This is a genomic window from Arthrobacter sp. C152 (genome assembly GCF_054890965.1).
Map to the genome: position 1 here is coordinate 33,751 of NZ_JBTZSU010000018.1, position 20,484 is coordinate 54,234.

At 67.6% G+C, this 20,484-nt stretch carries 14 protein-coding genes; 3 read left to right on the forward strand and 11 right to left on the reverse strand.

All coding sequences use genetic code 11. The features are described from left to right. Positions 1–14 precede the first annotated feature (14 nt). Together ACYSM9_RS13445 and cpaB are read left to right on the forward strand one after the other, a co-directional pair. Positions 15–284, forward strand: a complete 270-nt coding sequence (locus tag ACYSM9_RS13445) for an FmdB family zinc ribbon protein (protein ID WP_461857461.1) — start codon at positions 15–17, stop codon at positions 282–284. Between the two features lie 169 nt (positions 285–453). Next, positions 454–1,188, forward strand: a complete 735-nt coding sequence (gene cpaB / locus ACYSM9_RS13450) for a Flp pilus assembly protein CpaB (protein WP_461857462.1) — start codon at positions 454–456, stop codon at positions 1,186–1,188. A 275-nt stretch (positions 1,189–1,463) separates the two neighbouring features. Here cpaB and ACYSM9_RS13455 read toward each other — a convergent pair whose 3' ends face one another. From ACYSM9_RS13455 to ACYSM9_RS13485, 7 genes are all read right to left on the reverse strand, one after another. After that, a complete protein-coding gene (locus tag ACYSM9_RS13455) occupies positions 1,464–5,726 on the reverse strand; it encodes an AAA family ATPase (RefSeq protein WP_461857495.1) in 4,263 nt (1,420 codons plus the stop codon). A gap of 129 nt (positions 5,727–5,855) precedes the next feature. Beyond that, positions 5,856–7,445 carry a glutamine-hydrolyzing GMP synthase gene (gene guaA, locus ACYSM9_RS13460; protein ID WP_461857463.1) on the reverse strand — a complete coding sequence of 530 codons (1,590 nt, stop codon included), beginning with the start codon at positions 7,443–7,445 and terminating at the stop codon, positions 5,856–5,858. Positions 7,446–7,548: 103 nt separating this feature from the next. Next, positions 7,549–8,058 (reverse strand): DUF3817 domain-containing protein, encoded by a 510-nt coding sequence (locus tag ACYSM9_RS13465; RefSeq protein WP_461857464.1) that lies wholly within the window; start codon positions 8,056–8,058, stop codon positions 7,549–7,551. After that, positions 8,055–8,888 (reverse strand): SURF1 family protein, encoded by an 834-nt coding sequence (locus ACYSM9_RS13470; protein ID WP_461857465.1) that lies wholly within the window; start codon positions 8,886–8,888, stop codon positions 8,055–8,057. The genes ACYSM9_RS13465 and ACYSM9_RS13470 overlap by 4 nt, the downstream gene beginning before the upstream one ends. 85 nt (positions 8,889–8,973) lie before the next feature. Beyond that, positions 8,974–9,462: a PTS sugar transporter subunit IIA gene (locus ACYSM9_RS13475; RefSeq protein ID WP_461857466.1), complete on the reverse strand. Its 489-nt coding sequence runs from the start codon at positions 9,460–9,462 to the stop codon at positions 8,974–8,976. 40 nt (positions 9,463–9,502) lie between these two features. Next, positions 9,503–11,242: a glycerol-3-phosphate dehydrogenase/oxidase gene (locus tag ACYSM9_RS13480; protein WP_461857467.1), complete on the reverse strand. Its 1,740-nt coding sequence runs from the start codon at positions 11,240–11,242 to the stop codon at positions 9,503–9,505. Between the two features lie 110 nt (positions 11,243–11,352). Beyond that, entirely contained in the window at positions 11,353–12,489 is a 1,137-nt protein-coding gene (locus ACYSM9_RS13485) for a GuaB3 family IMP dehydrogenase-related protein (protein ID WP_461857468.1), read from the reverse strand. A gap of 52 nt (positions 12,490–12,541) precedes the next feature. On the opposite strand from ACYSM9_RS13485, the gene ACYSM9_RS13490 reads away from it, so the two are divergent. Next, positions 12,542–13,147 (forward strand): hypothetical protein, encoded by a 606-nt coding sequence (locus ACYSM9_RS13490; RefSeq protein ID WP_461857469.1) that lies wholly within the window; start codon positions 12,542–12,544, stop codon positions 13,145–13,147. Here the strand turns inward: ACYSM9_RS13490 and ACYSM9_RS13495 are convergent. From ACYSM9_RS13495 to ACYSM9_RS13510, 4 genes are all read right to left on the reverse strand, one after another. Continuing rightward, positions 13,144–15,003 (reverse strand): ABC transporter ATP-binding protein, encoded by a 1,860-nt coding sequence (locus ACYSM9_RS13495; RefSeq protein WP_461857470.1) that lies wholly within the window; start codon positions 15,001–15,003, stop codon positions 13,144–13,146. The two genes, ACYSM9_RS13490 and ACYSM9_RS13495, sit on opposite strands and share 4 nt — an antisense overlap. Before the next feature lie 18 nt (positions 15,004–15,021). Further along, positions 15,022–16,515, reverse strand: coding sequence for an HNH endonuclease signature motif containing protein (locus ACYSM9_RS13500; RefSeq protein ID WP_461857471.1), 1,494 nt, complete (start codon positions 16,513–16,515; stop codon positions 15,022–15,024). A gap of 104 nt (positions 16,516–16,619) precedes the next feature. Beyond that, positions 16,620–18,131, reverse strand: a complete 1,512-nt coding sequence (guaB, locus tag ACYSM9_RS13505) for an IMP dehydrogenase (RefSeq protein ID WP_461857472.1) — start codon at positions 18,129–18,131, stop codon at positions 16,620–16,622. Between the two features lie 233 nt (positions 18,132–18,364). After that, complete coding sequence (locus ACYSM9_RS13510; protein ID WP_461857496.1) at positions 18,365–20,434, reverse strand: acyltransferase family protein; 2,070 nt, start codon at positions 20,432–20,434, stop codon at positions 18,365–18,367. Positions 20,435–20,484: the final 50 nt, after the last annotated feature.

Below are 20,484 nucleotides of genomic sequence, written 5' to 3' on the forward strand. Positions count from 1 at the left end.
GAGGAGGAGCACCAGTGCCAACATATGCTTACGCCTGCAAGGATTGCGGCCACGCCTTCGACATCGTCCAGTCATTCTCGGACAGCAGCCTGACCTCATGCCCCGAATGCGACGGAACGCTGCGCAAGAAGTTCAACAGCGTCGGCGTCGTCTTCAAGGGCTCGGGCTTCTACCGCACCGACTCGCGCGATTCCAAGGGCAGCTCCGTCTCCCCCGCGCCGGCTGCAGCCTCGGCGGCTCCTGCTGCAGCGCCCGCCCCGGCGCCGGCAGCAGCGGCAAGCTAGCCCCTTCAAACTTCGTCCGCGGCCGGCGCCTTCCAGCGCCGGCCGCTGTCGTCCACCCGCAGCTTCTGCGGTGACCGCGCTGCCGCCAACTTTTGTTCCTTGCGGCTGCTATCCACATAGCCAGAGATCTCCCTGTCAGGCCTCGTTCGCGCGGCGTTAGCGTGGGCGCATGTCTGTTCATCCCTTCCGCGGCCGGCGCGGCAATGCCCGCCGCACGGGCAGCCCGCGCCCTTCCAGCCGTTCGCGTCCACCCAGCAGGCCCCGGACCGTCCGCTTCGCCGCATGGCTAAGCCGTAACCGGCGCCTCGCAGCGGCATTGCTGCTCTGCGCGGCCGCCGCGTTAGCGGTGCAACAGCTGACCCCGGCCCCGCTCAGCACCGTGGCGGCACTCTCCGCGGCCCGCGACCTGCCGGCCGGGACGGCCCTCGCCGCGTCAGACCTGGCCACCGTTCGGGTGCCTCCCGGGGTAGTTGCTGATGGCTTCCTCCAGGACCCCGGCGCCGCGGCCGGTAAACAGCTGGCCACGCCGCTGCGCAAAGGGCAGCTCCTGACTGACGCCCAACTGCTGGGCCCGGGGCTCCTGGCGGGAACCCCGCCGGGCTCGGCGGCCGTTCCCCTGAGAATGGCGGACGCCTCATCCACCCAACTGGTGGCCCCGGGCCAACTGGTGAACGTTGTCCTCACATCGGCCAACGGATTCGACCAGCAGGGACCACCGGAGGTGCTGGCCTCCGCCGTTCCCGTCCTGTGGACCTCGAACAAGGGCGGGCAGAGCGGACAGTGGCTGGGCACCACGGAAACGGATGGACTGATCGTCGTTGCCGCCGGCCCCGAGCAAGCGGCCCGCCTCGCAGGAGCGTCCACACAGGGCCGGTTGTTCTTCGTGCTGGTCGGACCTCCGTAGACGCCGCAAGCCCACTGCCACTTGGCATTCCGGTGCCACTCAGGCGTCCGGGCCACGCGGGCAGGGGCCGGCAGCGGCACTGGGACATATCGCGGCCCCGCATCGCGGTGACTGCCGCGGCCCACAGCCCCGGCGCCCACACCCAGCGGCGGCGGGCTCTGCTCCTTCAGCCAGGCGTCGTGGTCATCGTCCAGTCGCCCCGAGTGTGGCGGTTGTCGGGGTTACCCCCCGGCACGGAGGCTGTCGGGGTTACCCCACTGCGGAGGCTGTCGCGGTCATCCCCAGTGCGGAGGCTTCTGCTCCTTCAGCCAGGCATCATGGTCATCGTCGCGGTCTCCCCAGCTGCGGGCGTCGTCCTCTGCGGCCTTGGCCGGCAGGATGCCGCCGGCGGCACGGGCCCGGGGCTGGGACGGGGTTCCGGCCGGGTTTTCGGCCCCCGAGGCCGCCGTTCCGTTGGTCATGTCTTCCTGCTGCATGTCTTCCTGTGACGGTTCTTCCGGTCGATTCACTTCCAGCGGATTGGCACCCTGTTGCGTGGCTTCCCGGGGCTTGGTTTCCCGTGGGATCTCTTCCTCAGCCATGGGGCCGGCCTCCTTACCGTCCGCGCCGGCAGCCGGCGAGTGGTTGCGCCCGCTTGCACCGGCAGGGCCCTGGTCTCCGCGGGCTCCCGCCTGGCGGGACACGTACGCGACTCCCGCAGCGGGTGTATCAATTCCATTGAGCGCCTGGTCAACGTCGTCGTCAAGGAAACCGCCGGACGTCGCGGCCCGGCCGGGCAGCACGACTTTTTCCAGGCCAAGGTACCCCGCAATCCGGTCGGCGCAGGCCGACGGATCGGTGAACACCTCGATGGTCCACAACGGCATGTACCGCCAGCCAAGCCGCTCCAGTAGCTGCGGGCGGAGCCTGCTCCGTTCACGCACGCTCATGGTGCGGTACTGCTCCGTGCCATCAGACTCGATCGCCACCGGCCAGGGCAGGTCGGCGTCATCCTGCCCCATGGTGCTTAGGGGATCAGCCGCGGCAACCACGTCGATGGCGCCGTCGTACTGGTGCCATACCCTGGCGCCGCGGGCGCGCAGCCGGTCCCCGAGGTCCGCCACCAGCGGATCTGCGCCCAGTGCCTGCTCGCTGGCAGCCGCCCGGGACGCCGGAGTGCCCAGGTCTGTGTTGCCGGCAATTTCCCGGTTCAGCAGCGCGTAGAGGTCCACCGCGCCATGTGTCAGGCGGGTGTGGTCCAGGTCCTCCGGCCGGAAGCAGGTCAGGACATGCATGGAGCGCCTGGCGCGGGTCATGGCCAGGGCAAATCTCTCCCTGCCGCCTTCCGCGGAGAGGGGCCCAAAGCTGTGCAGTGCCCGGCCATGCGGGGTGCGTCCGAAGCCGGGTGAGAAGATCACGTGGTCGCGGACCAGGCCCTGCGCCCGTTCCAGGTCAACTACGCGGAACGACTCCGGCCCTGCGCCGAAGAAGCCGGCCAGGCCGGGATGGTTGGACAGCTGCAGCCGGATGGATTCACCGATTCTGGCAGCATGCCGGAGGCTGGCGGTGACAACGGCCAGGGAAGTCCGCGGACGCATGCGGGCGTGCTCAAAAACCAGCTCCACCACCCGGTTCACTTCGGCCACCACCGATTCGACGCCTTCATGGTCGGCGCTGGGAAGCCCGGTGCCGTCGGGAAGGTACTCCACCAGCAGGGAGCGGTCCAGCCCCGTGGCCGCCTGGCCTTCCGGCAGCCGGCGGAGGCCGCCGTCGTAAAAGTCCCTGCTCAGCTGCAGGACCAGGTCCTCGTCCACCGCGCGGTACACCACGTTGAGCCGCCATACGGGAAGGACCGCCGAGAGCGCGTTGAAGGCGCTTTCCACCCGCTGGTGGGCGGACTCCCCCGGCGCCAGGCGTTCGACGCCGACGGTGAAGGTCCGCGGGCTGGCGATCCGGGCGTCGCCGAACGCGATGACCTGCCGCGCCCGTGCAATGGACGGCAGGACAGCCTGCAACGACGTGGCCTCGGCATCAAGGATCACGACGGCGTCGAAATGCTGTTCCGCCGGGAGCAGACCGGTCATGAGGTAGGGGCTGACAGACCAGACAGGGACCAGGGTGCCGATGAGGTCCGGCGCCTGCGCCGTCAACGCCGGCAGCGATACCCGGCCGTCCTTGAGCAGGCTGCGCAGGAGGTCGGCCTGGCGCGGATGCTCAGCGATGGCGGCGCGCCACCGCTCTGCCAGGTCCCAGCGCAGGCGGGCCGCACCGCTGGCAATGTGGGCGTTGTCCGCGAGCCGGTACTCGGCCTCCAGCTGGCGCAGGGCGTCGCCGTCGGACATGGCCAGGTAGTCGTCGCCGCTAATCATGGCCTCAAGCGCCGACTGCCACCACGCCAGTTCGAGTTCGGCGGCGACGGATCCTTCGGGGACTTCCCGCTCGGCGAGGTCTGCCAGCAGTTCACCGAGCCCGTGCTCGCGCATGCTTTCCACGAGGAGGGTGCGCTCCGGCAAGGTTTTGAGGGTGTCGGTATCGGCCACGAGGCGTTCCAGGCGTTCCATCAGCTGCCCGTACGGGGCTGCGGACAGCGAGCCGCCCGCCTCGGTGTGCCGCAGGGCCTCGCCGAGCTGGGTGAGCTCGCGGTCCAGGTCGCGGTACATCGCGTTCATCTCGGCAAGGCCGGACGGGACAGCCGGGTGCCGCTGTGTGGTGGCGTAGCCGGCCCAGAGCGCCCGCTGCTCCTGGACCAGGACGAGCGAGGTGTGCAGGTCGGCGATGTGCACACCGGGGCGGACGTATTCCTTGGCCACCCGGCGCAGCCGTGAACGCTGCATGGACGTCATTTCAACGCCGCGCTCGCGCCGCCACGCAGAAGACGCAGTGGCCGAGATCAGGTCCGTCACCGGCCGGTCGAAGATGTCGGGGGTGAACTTGTCCAGGCTGCCGCGCACGGCGACAAGCAGCTCCAGCTGCTCGCCCCACTCGGCAAACGATTCCCCAAGCCGGATCTCCGCGTGCTCGGCCACGGCGTTCATCCGGTCCCGCAGGACCGGAAGGCTCTCGGCCACGGCACGGACGAGGTCCTGGGCTTCTTCGGTTTCCTTGCGGGTCAGCAGCCGGGCCCCGTGCCAGGGACTGGTCGTGGCGGCCTTGCTGAAGCTGCCCAGCTCCGCTGCCCGCCGCAGCCTGGCTGCGAGTTCCTCGCGGTCCCTGATGCTGTCCAGGACACTGCGCTTGAGCCTGACCGTGGTGGCAGGGGCGGGATGGATGGACGTCAGCTCCGCCAGCGACTGCATGGCCTGGTACGGCGAGCAGCCCCACCGCTCCCGCACGTTGTGCAGCGACGCCACATGGTCCATCAGCGCGTGCCGGTGCTCGGTCAGGGTGCTGTGCAGGTTCCCCAGCTGCGGTTCCAGCGACTTTTCGTTGCGGACGATCGCGCGGACCAGCTGGCCCTTCAACTGCTGCGCGGTGACGTTTCCGGAGAGCTGGAACAGGATGGATTCAAGGCCCAGGGACTCGAGCTGGCCGGAGACTTCGTTCAGGCTGGCCCGGCGGTCGCCCACCACCAGGACGGTCTTGCCGGCGTCCACCAGGGCGCCGATGGTGTTAATGGCGGTCTGGGTCTGTCCGGTGCCGGGCGGGGTGCTGACCACGAGTGAGTCACCGGCGCGGGCGGCGTCGACCACATACTGCTGGTCCCTGTCGGCGTCCAGCAGCAGCAGCTCATCCTTGGGGTGCCGGCTGTCCAGTGGCGGGAACCGGGACGGGTCGGGCTCCTGGACGTCCACCACTTCGCCCCCGGCAGCGGTTGCCAGCGCCGAGATCAGGGGGTTGGACTCGTTGATCCACGGGTCATCCAGGTTTCCGGACAGGTCCGCGAAGGTGGACACCAGCAGGTTGTGCTGGGTCTCCGCGCCGTGGATGGGCCGGATCAGGGTTGCCAGCCGGTCAAGGACGGGCTGGGGGTCGAACCGGGCGGTGCTGTAGGCCAGGCGGGTGACCGCGTTGACGTCAAAGACGATCCCATGGATGTTCTTCAGGTGCCGCACCAGCGCGGGGTTGATGTGCGCCTGCTCGGTCAGCTGCAGCTCGAAGTCGTCCTCCCCCGGCCGGACGGTCAGGGAGATGGCGGTCAGCATCACCGGCGCGGACACACGCTGGGGCTTTCCCCCGACGGCGGACGTCCACACCACGGTGCCGGCGGAGAGGTAGCCGGCATCAATGCCGCGGTCATTGGCGAGTTCGAAAATCTTGGAGCGGATGTTCCGGGAGGCCCGTGCGGCCACCACATACTGCTGGCGGTCGCGGATCAGCGTGGACAGGCGTGTGCGGCGCCCGGCCATGAGCTGGGCCAGGCCCGACGGGTGCGCGGACGTGAGGTCGATGGACCCTTCGGGCGTCTTGGTGAAGCGCAGCATGGTGTCCGCGCCGGTGACGGGTTTGAGCCCCGAAAGCCATTTACGAAGCTCTTCCGAGCCTTCCGGGTGGCCTTGACCAACTGACACTTCTGCCTTCTTTTCTGCGTTTGCACGTGACGCCCTGGACCATACCGGCATAGATTCGAGAGTAGCCGCTTCGATGCCGGACTTGAGCGACCGCAACACTGGGGCAAGGGAAATTGCGGGGATTTCACTGGGAAAAAGCAGTGGCCGGCCCCCGCTCACGGAGGCCGGCCACTGAGGATGCTATTCCCACTCGATGGTTCCCGGCGGCTTGCTGGTGACGTCCAGCACCACCCGGTTGACGCCGTCCACCTCGTTGGTGATCCGGTTCGAAATCCGGGCCAGGAGGTCATACGGCAGGCGGGACCAGTCCGCGGTCATGGCGTCTTCGGAGGACACGGGGCGGAGCACGATGGGGTGGCCGTAAGTGCGGCCGTCACCCATCACGCCGACGCTGCGGACATCCGCCAGCAGCACGACCGGCATCTGCCACACTTCGTTGTCCAGGCCTGCAGCCGTGAGCTCGGCGCGGGCGATCGCGTCGGCCTTGCGCAGCAGGTCCAGGCGCTCCTTGGTGACTTCACCGACGATCCGGATGCCCAGGCCGGGGCCGGGGAACGGCTGACGGCCAACGATTTCCTGCGGCAGGCCAAGCTGGGCGCCCACGGCACGGACTTCGTCCTTGAACAGGGCGCGCAGCGGCTCCACCAGCTCGAACTGGAGGTCCTCAGGGAGTCCGCCAACGTTGTGGTGGCTCTTGATGTTTGCGGCACCTTCGCCGCCGCCGGATTCGACGACGTCGGGGTAGAGGGTGCCCTGGACCAGGAACTTGATCTTCTCGCCGTGCGCGGCGGCCTCGGCGATGATGGCCAGTTCGGCTTCCTCGAAAGCGCGGATGAACTCGCGGCCGATGATCTTGCGCTTGGTCTCGGGGTCGCTGACTCCGGCGAGTGCGGAGAGGAAGCGTTCTTGCTCATTGGCGACGTACAGCTTCACTCCGGTGGCGGCGACGAAGTCGCGCTCGACCTGTTCGGCTTCGCCTTCGCGCAGGAGGCCGTGGTCAACGAACACGCAGGTGAGCTGGTCGCCCACGGCGCGCTGGACGAGTGCCGCTGCGACGGCGGAGTCCACACCGCCAGAGAGGCCACAGATGACACGGGCGTCGCCGATCTGCCGGCGGATCCGCTCAACCTGCTCTTCGAGGATGTTGCCGGTGGTCCAGTTGGGTTCGATCCCGGCACCCTTGAACAGGAAGTTTTCCAGGACCTGCTGCCCGTAGGCCGAGTGCTTGACTTCGGGGTGCCACTGCACACCGTAGAGGCACTTTTCCTCGTTGGCGAAGGCTGCAACCTCGGCGCCGGCGGTGGTGGCCAGCACCTCGAATCCTTCGGGCGCCTCGTGGACCGAGTCGCCGTGGCTCATCCAGGTGTTCTGGTGCTGGGGCATGCCCTCCAGCACTGAACGGCCCTCGCCGAGGATGGTGGTCTGGGTGGAGCCGTACTCCCGCAGCCCGGTCTTGTCCACCTTGCCGCCCAGGGCGTTGGCCATGGCTTGGAAGCCGTAGCAGATGCCGAAGACGGGGACACCGGCTTCGAACAGGTCGGCACCGACGGAAGGGGCGCCGTCGGCGTAAACACTGGAAGGGCCGCCGGAGAGGATGATGGCGGCAGGGTTCTTGGCGAGGAGCTGCTCGGTGGACCAGGTATGCGGAACTACTTCCGAATACACATTCGCTTCCCGGACGCGGCGGGCAATCAGCTGCGCGTACTGGGCACCGTAGTCAACTACCAGCACCGGCTTCTGGGAAGTCTGGGATGCAGTGGGAGTAGTCACCGTAATAGCCTACTTTGCGGCGTTGCACCGGCGCACCTTGGGACGCCTGCCTGTGACGGAGCGAACGTCCATGGGCCCCGGGGCGGGAGGCGTCAGCAGCGCCTCAGTAGCGCTGCGGGGCCTGCGGGTTGGCGGCCAGTTCAGCCTCGGCCTCGGCGTGGAACTTCTTCTCCACGATGAAGGACAGGAACGGCACCACACCGCCCAGTGCCAGCAGGACCAGCTTCAGGAAGGGCCACCGCATCAGGGACCACAGCCGGAAGTTGGAGATCAGGTACACCACATACATCCAGCCATGGACGATGAGGACGGTCACGGACACGTTCACCCCGTTCAGCACCCCCGGCGGTTCGGCGTCCGCGAAGCCGAACCCGAAGGGCTGGCCGTTGATGGCATTCGTGCCGCCGGCGAACAGGTACTGCCCGAAGCCGTAGCGCGCCACCAGCTCCGCGCACAGCAGGAGCAGCATGGTGCCGGTGAGGTAGGCCATGACCCTGTAGAACTTCAGGGCGGAGCGGATCTGGGCCTCGGTGCCGCCGAAGCGGCGCTTCTTGGCGGGGGCGTTGCCGGCCGCGGCCTGTGCGGACGGGTTGGCCGGTTTCGGGTCAATCATGGCTGTACCTTCTGTTGGTGCTGTTGGGGTGTGGCGGAAGCTTCGGCTTCGTCGAGGGCGTCTTCAAGGTCCCGGTGGTAGTCGTCCTTGACCAGCCGCCACCAGATGAAGAGGGCGAAGCCGGCGAAGACCACCCACTCGATGGAGTAGAAGAGGTTCAGCCAGTTGACATGCTGTGCGGGCGGCTGCGGTCCGATGTCCAGCGGAAGCAGCTTCCCGGGCACTGCGGACGCACTGACATCCACACCGTCCACTGCTTCAGCCGTGGCGGAGACGAATCCCGGGTAGCTGCTGACGTCCCAATAGTTGATGAGTTCGGCCACGGACACAGCGGTTGCCTCGCCCGGCCTGGGCGCCTTGCCCGCAACCGGCGCTTCGGATGGCAGCAGCCGGCCCGTCAGTTCAACAACGCCCGACGGCGGGGCTGCCGCGTCCCCGGGTTCGGCCACCCACCCGCGCGCCACGGGTATCCAGGTCTGGGGCGTCGCTGCGGCTCCGGTCAGCGCGGGCGCCCCGGTGACGGCGAACGCGGACACCACCCAGTAGCCGCTCTTCCCGTCGTGGAGCCGGCCCGGGACCAGGACCTGCTTGTCCGGACTGTAGGTTCCCGTGGCTGTGACCATTTGGTCTGCCACGCTTCCGTGGAAGAAATCCCCGGGCTGCAGGGTGGCGGTGAGCGGCTGGACCTGCTCGGTGGTGGGGTTGACGGGCACCTCGGGCCGGGTGGAGCGCCCGAACTGCCACTGGCTCAGCAGCACGAAGACCCCGGAGAGTGCGATCGCGAAGATGAAGCCTGCGATCCATCGGGGTTTAAGGGCTGTTTTCCACACGTCTTAACCGTACTTCGTACTTCTGTAGAACAACTAACCGCCGGAGGTCTCCCGGCGGGGACCAGGTTCCTGCGGGGAAGCGTGCCTAGTGGTCGAAGAAGACCAGGCTGGAGTTGATGAGTTCGGCGATCACTTCGGCGTCGTAGGCACGGCGCAGCGACTCGCGGAAGGATTCCTTGGACAGAGACCGGGCCAGCGTGGCCAGGACCTCGAGGTGGTCCGAGAACGAGCTGGCCGGCGTTGCGATGAGCAGGATCACCGTGGCGGGACCGTCGGCGGCGCCGAAGTCCAGGGCATGGCCGTACTTGGTGATGCCCACGGCGATGGACGTGCGGGACACGAACTCGCTGCGCGCGTGCGGCAGGCCCACCCCGCCGGGCAGGCCGGTGGCCAGCTGGTGTTCCCGTGCGTTGACGTTCTCCAGGAACCCGTCGAGGTCCGATATCCGTCCTGCGGCGTACAGCCGCTCGGCCAGCTGGGTGGTGGCGTCGGTCTTATCCTTTGCCTCCATCTCCAGGATCACCATCTCGGGCGTGGTGAGGTCTGCGTCGTACGGGTCGAGCGGTTCCGCCAAGGCGTATCCCTTCGGTCAGCAGTTAGGGGCCAACGGCCCCTCAGCGCAAGGGCACGATGTCTTCCACGCCCACGCGGGCGGCGTCTGCGGATTCGTCGTCCGGCTGTTGCTGGCTGAGGCGTTCGGCCTCCACCCGGGCAATGTAGTGGCGGACTTCGTTTTCACGCTGCGCGTCACTCCAGCCAAGGACGTCACCCATCAGTTTAGCGACAACGGGCGCCGCGGACACGCCACGGTCCCAGGCTTCGATGGAAATCCGGGTGCGGCGGGTCAGCACGTCCTGGACGTGCCGCGCTCCTTCGTGGGTGGCGGCGTAGACGGCTTCGGCCTGCAGGTAGTCGTCGGCTCCGGGGATGGGCTCGGCCAGTTCCGGGTTGTCCTTGATGATGGCCAGGACCTCGGGCGTCATGGACCCGTACCGGTTGAGCAGGTGCTCGATCCGTGCCACGTGGACGCCGGATTCCTCCGCCGTCCGGTTCCTGCGGTTCCAGGCGGCGCGGAAGCCGCTGGCGCCGAGCAGCGGGATGGTTTCGGTGCAGCTGGGCGGGACGCGTTCGTCCATCGTGCGGGTGGCCTCGTCGACGGCGTCCTTGGCCATGACACGGTACGTAGTCCATTTTCCGCCGGCCACCACCACCAGGCCGGGTACCGGGTGCGCCACCACGTGCTCGCGGGACAGCTTCGCAGTGGAGTCGTTTTCGCCGGCGAGCAGCGGCCGCAGTCCGGCGTACACCCCCTCGACGTCCTCCCTGGTGAGCGGCCGCTTCAGCACGCGGTTGACGTGTTCGAGGATGTAGTCGATGTCCTTGCTGGAGGCGGCGGGGTGGGCTTTGTCCAGGTGCCAGTCGGTGTCGGTAGTGCCGATAATCCAGTGCCTGCCCCACGGGATCACGAACAGGACCGACTTCTCGGTGCGCAGGATCAGCCCCACCGTGGACTGGAACCGGTCCCGCGGCACCACCAGGTGGATGCCCTTGGAGGCCCGGACCTTTAACTGCCCGCGCTCCGTCACCATGGCCTGGGTCTCGTCGGTCCAGACACCGGTGGCGTTGATGACCTGCTTGGCGCGGATTTTGAAAGTGGTGCCGTCCTCGCGGTTTTCCACTTTGGCGCCCACCACGCGCTCACCTTCGCGGAGGAAGTCCACCACGGCCATCCGGTTCACCGCATGCGCGCCGTAGTAGGCCGAGGTGCGGACCAGGTTGGCCACGTACTTGGCGTCGTCCACCTGGCCGTCGTAGTACCGGATGGATCCGACGAAGGCATCGTCCTTCAGGCTGGGAGCGGCGCGCAGGGTGCCGCGTTTGCTGAGGTGTTTGTGGAACGGCACGCCCCGGCTGTGCCCGGCGGAAATGGACATCGCGTCGTACAGCGCGATGCCTGCCCCAACGTACGGGCGCTCGATGAAAGGCTTGGTGAGCGGGTAGAGGAAGGGCACCGGGCGGGCCAGGTGCGGGGCGATTTCGGAGAGCAGGAGGCCGCGTTCGTGCAGCGCCTCCTTGACCAGGGCGAAGTCGAGCATTTCCAGGTACCGCAGGCCTCCGTGGATGAGCTTGGAGGACCGGGAGGAGGTGCCGGCAGCCCAGTCGCTCGCTTCGACGATGCCGACGTTGAGGCCACGGGTCACGGCGTCGAGTGCTGCGCCGGCGCCGACAATGCCGCCGCCGACAATCAGGATGTCCAGTTCCTGGCCGGGGCCGGTGGTGGCGCGCAACCGCTGGATCGCTGCTTCCCTGGCGTCGGGGCCCAGGACCCCGCCGTTTGCAGGATCACTCATCATCGAACGCCTCCAGTGCCTCTAGTGCCTCTAGTGCCGGTAGTTATCACACACTACTTGCTCGCAGGCCCCTTGCGCAGGAAGGCCGGGAGGTCCCCCTCCCGGCCTTGTCGTCAGTTTCCTTCGTACGGGGATACCACGACGTCGACCCGCTGGAATTCCTTCAGGTCCGAGTAGCCGGTGGTGGCCATGGAGCGGCGCAGCGCACCGATGAGGTTGGACGTGCCGTTGGTGTGGTGGCCGGGTCCGAAGAGGACTTCCTCGAGCGGGCCGACGGTACCGACGTTGGCGCGGTCCCCGCGCGGCAATTCGGTGTGGTGGGCTTCCTGGCCCCAGTGCCATCCCTTGCCCGGCGCCTCCTCCGCCCGGGCCAGGGCACTGCCCAGCATGACGGCGTCGGCGCCCATCGCGATGGCCTTGACGATGTCGCCCGAGGTGCCCATGCCGCCGTCGGCAATCACGTGCACGTAGCGTCCGCCTGATTCGTCCATGTAGTCCCGGCGGGCGGCCGCGACGTCGGAAATGGCCGATGCCATGGGCGAGTGGATGCCGAGCGCGCGGCGGGTGGTAGTGGTGGCGCCCCCGCCGAAGCCGACCAGGACGCCGGCCGCGCCGGTGCGCATCAGGTGCAGGGCCGGGGTGTAGCCGGCCGCGCCGCCGACGATGACGGGGACGTCGAGCTCGTAGATGAACTGCTTGAGGTTCAGCGGTTCGTGGTTCTTGGAGACATGCTCAGCGGACACGGTGGTCCCCCGGATCACGAAGATGTCGACGCCGGCGGCCACGACCGTCTTGTAGTGCTCCTGGGTGCGCTGCGGGGTGAGCGACCCGGCCACCGTGACGCCGGCCTCGCGGATTTCGGCCAGGCGGGACGTGATGAGTTCGGGCTGGATGGGTGCCTGGTACAGCTCCTGCATGCGGCCGGTGACCGCGGGGCTGTTGATCTCGTCCTCGAGTGCGGCGATCTCGTCCAGGACCGGCTGCGGGTCCTCGTACCGGGTCCACAGGCCTTCCAGGTCAAGGACGCCCAGGCCGCCCAGGCGGCCCAGCGCGATGGCTGTCTGCGGGGACATGGCCGAATCCATCGGCGCGGCGATCACCGGCATGCTGAACTGGTACGCGTCGATCTGCCAGGAGACGGAGACGTCCTTGGGGTCGCGGGTGCGACGGTTGGGGACGATTGCAATGTCATCCAGGGAGTAGGCACGACGCCCACGCTTGCCACGGCCGATCTCGATCTCATAAGTCACTGCTCTAGGTTATCCCAGCGGCCGCGTTGTCCCTGTTGGCTACAGTGTCCTGATGGGCAAGCGATGGATTTTCGACGGGCACATTGCCGGCATCGGCACCGCATCCGGCCTGCGCGCGGTGGTGGGGATCTGGCGGCACTCCCCCTTTGGCCCATTCGCCGACGTCATGGTGCAGCAGCCCACGGGGCACCGGCTGCTGCTGGCACCCACCGACGAGGTGGCAGACTTTATTTCGGCCACCTACAGCTTTGACGAAGTGCAGGTGGTGGACCTCTCCGCCACGCTTGGGCACCGGGCGCTGGCGGTCGACGCCGGCCCCCTGGTGATCCGGGCCGTCACCGGAGCGCGGACTCTGCTGGGGTCCGCCCTGCGGGTGGTGCCGCACGGACTCGCAGTCCATCCACGCTGGCTTTCCGCCGTCAGCCCGCTGGCAGCGGTGGCCGCGCCGGGAGCCCGCACATACGGAACGGCCGGAAGCGGCCGGGTGGAGTATTACGGGGTGAGCGACCTGCACCGGGTGGGCTCCGCCGTCGTCAGCTGGGACGGGAAGGACGCCGGCGCCCTGGCGCCCGTGCATCCCGCCGTGACGTTCGGGTTCAGCAGCGTCCCGGCGCAACCCAGTCTGGCCCGGCTGCGCACCACGGTGGTGGAAGCCTAGGTTCCGGTCGGTTCCTCGACAGTCAACTGGGACTCGAACATCCGGAAGTACCTGCCGCGCAGGGCCACCAACTCCTTGTGTGTGCCCTGTTCAACGATCCTTCCGTCTTCCAGCATGTACACAATGTCCGCCTTTTCGATGGTGGCGAGCCGGTGGCTGATGGCGATGATGGTGCTGCTGCGGTCCGCGAAGAGCCTGGTGAAGATCCGGTGTTCGGCCAGGGCGTCGATGGCTGACGTCGGTTCGTCCATCACCATGAACGAGGCGCCGCGGTAGAAGTTCCGGGCCATGGCGAGCCGCTGCCATTGGCCGCCGGACAGGCCGCTTCCCTTCCGCCCGCGGGGATCCTCCATCCAGTTGCTCACGTGGTTGTCCAGTCCGTTGGGCAGTTTGCTGATGAAGTCCAGCGCCTCAGCGTCGGCGGCCGCTTTCCGGATGCGGCCGTCGTCACGCGGGTTTTCGACGTCGCCGAAGTAGATGTTCTCCGCCGCGGTGGCGAACTCGTACTTGAGGAACTCCTGGCTGAGGACCGCCAAGTGCCGGTGCCAGGAGGTGACGTCGACGGCGGCGAGGTCGACGCCGTCGAGCACCACCTGCCCGGAGTCGGGACGGTAGAGGCCGGCGAGGATGCGGATGAGCGTGGACTTTCCGGCGCCGTTCTCCCCCACGATGGCGATGTGCTGGCCTTTGCGGATGGTCATGCTGATACCCCGGATGACCTCGATGTCGCTGCCCGTGTAGGTGAACCGGATGTCCTTCAGCTGCACTTCCCCGGGTGCTTCCAGCAGCGGCGGGGCGTGCTCCGAGTGGACGGGCATGGCCATGAACAGCTCATAGTCCTTCAGGTTGGCAAGGTCCTCGTCGATGGAGCTGAGGGAGGACACCAGGTTGTTGGCCGTGGACAGGGCGCGGCTGACGATCTGCTGGACATAAAGGAACTGGCCCACCGGCGCTGCGCGGGCGATGATCTGGCCCACTACCCAGATCAGCGAGACCACTTCTGCGCCGTACTGCAGCGCATCCGCCGCCAGTTGCCTGGGGATGTAGCGCCGTTGGTAATCGAGGCGCCGCCGTTCGTCCGCGTCGCGCAGGCGCGACCGCAGATCCATGAGGAAGCCGACGATGCCGTACAGCCTCATCTCGGCAATGTGCTGCGGGCGGAGGAGGTTGGTTTCGATCATCCGGCGCTGCCGGCGCGAATCCACCTGGGTGTTCCAGTGGGCGATCTGCTCACGGGACAGCTTGAACTGCAGGTAGACACTCGGGACGATGGCCACCAGGACGATGACGGCGATCCACCAGCTGACCAGCAGCAAAGCGCCGATGGCCAGGATGACCGAGACCAGCTGGGTGAAGATGGCGGCGATGCGGTCCAGGACCCGGGCGTAGGAGTCCGAGAACCTCTTGGCGCGGTCGTAGAGGTCCACGGTTTCTTTGTCGTCGTAGCGCCAGAATTCGAGGGCGAGAAAGCGTTCGTACATCTGGTCGCCCACGATGGCGCCCACCTTGAAGCTCATCAACTGCTGGATGTAGCGGTCCACGCTGTTGAACGCACCCCAGAACAAACCGAGCGCTGCGGTGATGATGACGTAGAGGATTGCGAGGCGTCCGGCTCCGGCGTCGCCTGCGTAGGCAGCCGCCAGCGCCGTGGTGGTAAGGGAGGCAAAGAAGGTGGTGACCAGCGGCAGCACGGCCGAGATCAGTGAGCCGAGGACCTTCATGACCACGGCCCCCGGGGAGGCGCGGAAACTGACCCGCAGGACCTGGGCCACGGCCTTGGCATAGGGACGCAGGGCCAGCCGTTTTTGCGGGTCGCGTTTGGGGGTCAGTTCCGCCGGATGGCGCGGTTGGGACATGGAATCAGCCTAGTGCCGTCAGCACATGGCGAGGTGCTTGAGGAGTGCTTCTTCGAGCTGGCTTAGTTCCGCAGCCAGGGCCCCGGGTGGCCAGTGGGTTGGTTCGGGGTCGTGTTGTTCGGCTGGGTAGTGGCGGCCGGTGGGTGAGGTCCAGCCCGGTGGCTGATCCTTCGAAGCCGGGGTGGGTGTCCAGCCGGTGTTGTGTTTGAGCCGGTGATGTTTGGGGCAGAGTTGTCCCAGGTTGGAAACGCCGGTGATTCCGCCGTCTTGCCAGGAGGTGAGGTGGTCGGTGTCGTTGTCGGAGGTACGGTTGTTGCAGCCGGGGAAGGTGCACTTGCTGTCCCGCATCCTGATCCAGCGTTTGATGGTCTCCGGCAGCCGGTAGCTCTTCCGCCCGATCTCCAGCGGCGCCCCGTCCGCCGGGTCGACGAGGACCCGGTAGAACGAACGGGCCCCGTCGGCGAGGAGTTTGCGGGCCATGGAGGCCGGGATCGGGCCGTAGCCATCGAGAATCGCGGGTTCGTCGGTGACGCCGAGGGCGGAGAAAACCGGAACCATCACCAGGACGTCCGCCTTTGGGCCGGGGACCTGGCCGAGGGCCGTGGTTCCTGGGTGCGGGGAACTGCCATCCCCGGAGCCGGTGGTTCCGGCGCCGAGGAGCGCGCTGGCGGCGATGTCGGGGCGGAGTTGGGTGATGGTGCGTGGTTCGTCCGGGCCCTGGAGGCCGCGGGCAATGGCGGTGGTCCGGTTCCAGATCGCACAGGCGGTATCCCCGGGCAGGCGAAGCGAGAGCCAGGCCATTCCGTCTTTGTCGGGGCGGTATTCCATCCGCCGGTCCGCAGCGCCTTTGGCATGGCGTTCCTCGATGGATTCGGGGTGGTGGCGTTCGCGCCAGGTACGGGCCTTGGCCCTGAACCGGGACGGGACGAGGGCGCCGGGGGCGGCGCCGCGGGCAGGGTTCGGGGCGCCGGGGTCGAAGAAGTGCGCCACCAGGGACGCAGCACCGGCAGGGCTCAGGCCCTCGGTTTCATCGACGATGACCTTTGCGTGTTGCCACGACACCGCCCCGGCAGCCAAAGCGTCCATGACCGGCGGCAGCGAACAGACCTGCTGCGCCTGGTGCACGAACGCCCCGGCTGCCGCGGAGGTCATGGTGAGGACCCCCGCGATCTCCTCAACCGCGGACATTTCGGCGTAGGTGCGTTCCGGCACGGACGCGTCCGGCGGGGTCATGGCCTGCTGGATCCGGATGCACTCGGCCGCGTCCTGCGCCTGCCCGGCCTTGAGCTGGGCTTCCAGGCGGGACCGCAGCTCCAGCCGTTCCAGCCGGATCTCGTACTGCCGCTGCAACACATCCACCCCAGCACCGTGACCAGAAGCACCAGCGGCAGAACCATCAGCGGAAACAAGCGCAGCCTCCTCCAGGAACAGCGCATCAAGGGCAGCAACAGAGGCACGAACACCCTCCATCACCGCCCCTGAACCGCTCACTGAACCGCCGCTGATCCCCATACGAACATCATCCATCGACCCACCGACATTCAAGCCTGGAGCCGGCAGCAGGCAGCAAAAAGGAGGCGGGGACATCCCCGCCTCCTTTCATGGTCTGCCGGAGGTTACCGCGAGCCGTAGTTCGGCGCCTCGACGGTCATCTGGATGTCGTGCGGGTGCGATTCCTTCAGGCCGGCCGAGGTGATGCGCACAAACTTGCCGCGGGCCTTCAGCTCGGGAATGGTGGGCGCACCGGTGTAGAACATGGTCTGGCGCAGGCCACCCACCAGCTGGTAGGCCACCGAGGACAGCGGGCCGCGGTACGCCACCCGGCCTTCGATGCCTTCCGGGATCAGCTTGTCGTCGCCGGAGACATCGGCCTGGAAGTAGCGGTCCTTGGAGTAGGACGTGTTCTTGCCGCGCGACTGCATGGCGCCCAAAGAGCCCATGCCGCGGTAGGACTTGAACTGCTTGCCGTTGACGAAGATCAGCTCGCCCGGGGACTCGTCGCAGCCGGCCAGGAGCGAGCCCAGCATGACGGTGTCGGCTCCGGCAACCAGCGCCTTGCCGATGTCGCCGGAGTACTGGAGGCCGCCGTCGGCGATCAGGGGAACGCCGGCCGGAATGGCGGCCTTGGCGGATTCGTAGATGGCGGTGATCTGCGGAACACCCACACCGGCAACCACGCGGGTGGTGCAGATGGAGCCCGGTCCGACGCCCACTTTGATGCCGTCGGCGCCGGCGTCGATCAATGCCTGCGCGCCTTCACGCGTGGCTGCCTGGCCGCCGATGATGTCCACGTGTGCTGCCACGGGGTCGGACTTCAGGCGCCGGATCATGTCCAGCACACCCTGGGAGTGGCCGTTGGCGGTGTCCACGAACAGGGCGTCGACGCCGGCGTCGACCAGGGTCATGGCGCGCTCCCAGCCGTCGCCGAAGAAGCCGATGGCGGCACCAACACGCAGCCGGCCTTCCTCATCCTTGGTGGCCAACGGGTACTGCTCTGCCTTGGTGAAGTCCTTGGTGGTGATCAGGCCCTTGAGCCGGCCCTGCTCATCGACGAGGGGCAGCTTCTCGATCTTGTTGGTGGCCAGCTTGTGCGAGGCTTCCTCGCGGCTGATCCCCACATGCCCGGTGACCAGCGGCATCTTGGTCATGACGTCACTGACGAGCCGCAGCGGAAAGTCGGATTCCGGGACGAAGCGGGTGTCGCGGTTGGTGACGATGCCCAGCAGGCGGTTGTCCTCGTCCACCACGGGCAGGCCGGAGACGCGGTACTGCGCACAGAGGTCGTCGAGTTCGCGCAGCGTGGCTTCGGGGCGGATGGTGACCGGGTTGGTGATCATGCCCGATTCGCTGCGCTTGACCCGGTCCACCTGGTCCGCCTGGTCGGCGATGGACAGGTTCCGGTGCACGACGCCGAGGCCACCCTGGCGTGCCATGGCGATGGCCATGCGGGATTCGGTGACGGTGTCCATGGCGGCGGACAGCAGCGGCGTCTGCACGGTGATGCGCTTGGAGATCCGCGAGGAGGTGTCAGCGTCTGAAGGGATGACGTCGGTGTGGCCCGGCAGGAGCAGGACGTCGTCATAGGTCAGGCCGATGAAGCCAAAGGGGTTGTGTTCGGGCTCGGTCATGAGTGCGCCTCTTACCTTGGTTGCTGGGTCACGGGTAGGGGTTGCAGCCGATGACCAGCCCGTTATTACGGAACTGGCCTGTGCAGACGGTCCTGCGGGACCACCGCGCGGGGCGGCGTTCCGGGGGCAGAAAGTATTGAGTAAATATTAGAACCTCAGCGCCGATCCCCCTATTCCGCGCGGGGAATGTGAGCAACCGCACGAAAGATGCACCTGCTCCCGGGCTCCGCGGGTCAGCTCCAGCCGGTGGCGGCCAGCAGTCGCTGCTCGAACATGGGGATCATGGTTTCCACGTAGGTCCTGGTGAGGTGGTTGTCATCCTTGTAGACGTACACGTTTCCCACCACCGCCGGGCAAACGCCGTGTGCGCAGATGAAGTCGCTCATGTCCATCAGGTGCAGCCCCGGCAGCTTGCCGCGGTAATTCTCCAGGGGTGAAGGATCCACCAGGGACTCAGCCAGAGCGGGGTTGCAGGCGGGCGCGTCGGTCCCGTTCCGCTGCGCACACTCAGGCATGTTGAACGTGAACCGCGGGTTGTCCCGGATGCCCACGACCTCGATGCCCGCGTCCGCGAAAGGCTTGACGCCTTCGAGGTATCCGGGCACTTCGGTCTCGACGGGTGCTTCCTCATGGGTCAGGGATGCGACAGTGAACACCGCGTCCGGCCGGTGCTCCAGGACGTACGCCGCACTGGCCCGGTTGTAGGCGTTGCACTCGGCGTTCCGCGTTTCGGACTCTGCGCCGAACCGGCACGCGGGCATCAGCAGTGTCACCAGTTCCCACCCCCGGGCGGCGGCCACAGGCGCCAGGGCGGCCAGGTATTGCTGGGCGTGGGAATCGCCCAGCACCACAATGCGTTTGGTCGACGGTTCCTGCGGCAGCTCCTGCCGGCAGCCTTCGAGGACCGGATCGCTGGTGGCATTGGCGCCCGTGCAGGGGGTATCGATGCCGGCCCAGTCGTTGTCCAGCGCCGTCGGACCCGGAATCGTCCGGGCCTTGGGCGCGGGCGAGTTTTGGTTCTCCGGGGTGAGCGCAAGGGCGCCGGGCGTGAGCTCGCGGGGCTGTGCCGCCGTCGCGCTTTCCTCCTCGGTGAGCGTGGTCTGCCAGACGGCGACGGGGCCGGCCAGCACGGCACCGCAGGCAGCAATGACGACGGCGGTGCGCCAGGCCCGGAGCTTGGGCCAGTGCCATTCGCGCAGCGGTTTCTCCACGAAGCGCGTGGTGAGGACGGCGAGCACGATGGACGCTGCGACGATGCCCAGGCCCTGGGTGAGGTTGGGCGCCTCGACGCCGGTGGCTGCGAGCGCCAGCACCAGGGCCGGCCAGTGCCAGAGGTACAGCGCGTAGGAGTTGTCCCCCAAAGCGACGGCGGGCCGGCTGCTGAGGATCCGGTCCACGCCGAACCGGCTCCCGGTCCGGCCCGCAACGATGATGGCGGCGGCAGCCAGCGTCGGCCATAGGGCCACGTATCCGGGAAACGACCGGTCAACCGTCAGCAGCAGCCCGCAGGAGACCATGGCCACCAGGCCTGCCCAGCCGAGCGCTATCCGCACCGCCCTGCCGGGTTTGAGGTACGGCAGGGCCAGCGCCAGCAGCGAGCCCAGGGCGAATTCCCAGAGCCGCGCCCTGGTGTCGAAGTAGGCGTAGGCCTGGTTGGAGGCGGTCTGCTGCACCGAGTACGCCAGGGAGACAATGAAGATGGCGGCAAAGACGAGGGCCAGCGACCCGCGGTAGGTCACCCGGCCAAGTCCGGGAACACGGCGCAGGGCCGCCAGCAACCCGGCGGTGCCCGCGAAGACCAGCGGCCAGAGGATGAAGACCTGCCCCTGGATGGAGAGCGACCAGAAGTGCTGCAACGGGCTGGCGCCGGCGTGGTCCTGCGCGTAGTAGTCCACGGCGGCGTCGGCAAGGAGCCAATTCTGGCGGTAGAGGAGGGACGCCCACGCCTGGTCGAGGACCTCGGGCCAGCGGCCCTGGGGCAGGATCAGCCACGTGCCGGCCAGGACGCCAAGGATGACGACGACGGCGGCGGGCAGCAGGCGCTTGAACAGGTGCAGCCAGTGCGCCAGGAGCCGGAAGGGAGCACCTGACTCGGCTTTCCGGACAAACGACAGGGTGAGCAGGAAGGCGGATATCAGCAGGAAGATGTCCACTCCGCCGGAGACCCGGCCGAGCCACACATGGTAGGCAACCACCATGAGCACGGCCAGGGCGCGAAGGCCCTGGACTTCGGGACGGAACGTGGGTTTTCGCTGGCGGCCGGATGCGTTTTGCGCACCGCCGGGCGCCTCCTGCGTTTCCACAACCGTCACTTAAACCCCTCAAACACCGCCCGGCCAAAGCCTTAAGCCTA

Coding starts and splice junctions, on each gene's coding strand:
- ACYSM9_RS13495 (WP_461857470.1), bottom strand. CDS start 15,003: ATGTCCCAACCGCGCCATCCGGCGGAACTGACCCCCAAACGCGACCCG.
- ACYSM9_RS13500 (WP_461857471.1), bottom strand. CDS start 16,515: ATGGGGATCAGCGGCGGTTCAGTGAGCGGTTCAGGGGCGGTGATGGAG.
- cpaB (WP_461857462.1), top strand. CDS start 454: ATGTCTGTTCATCCCTTCCGCGGCCGGCGCGGCAATGCCCGCCGCACG.
- guaB (WP_461857472.1), bottom strand. CDS start 18,131: ATGACCGAGCCCGAACACAACCCCTTTGGCTTCATCGGCCTGACCTAT.
- ACYSM9_RS13465 (WP_461857464.1), bottom strand. CDS start 8,058: ATGATTGACCCGAAACCGGCCAACCCGTCCGCACAGGCCGCGGCCGGC.
- ACYSM9_RS13490 (WP_461857469.1), top strand. CDS start 12,542: ATGGGCAAGCGATGGATTTTCGACGGGCACATTGCCGGCATCGGCACC.
- ACYSM9_RS13480 (WP_461857467.1), bottom strand. CDS start 11,242: ATGATGAGTGATCCTGCAAACGGCGGGGTCCTGGGCCCCGACGCCAGG.
- ACYSM9_RS13455 (WP_461857495.1), bottom strand. CDS start 5,726: ATGCCGGTATGGTCCAGGGCGTCACGTGCAAACGCAGAAAAGAAGGCA.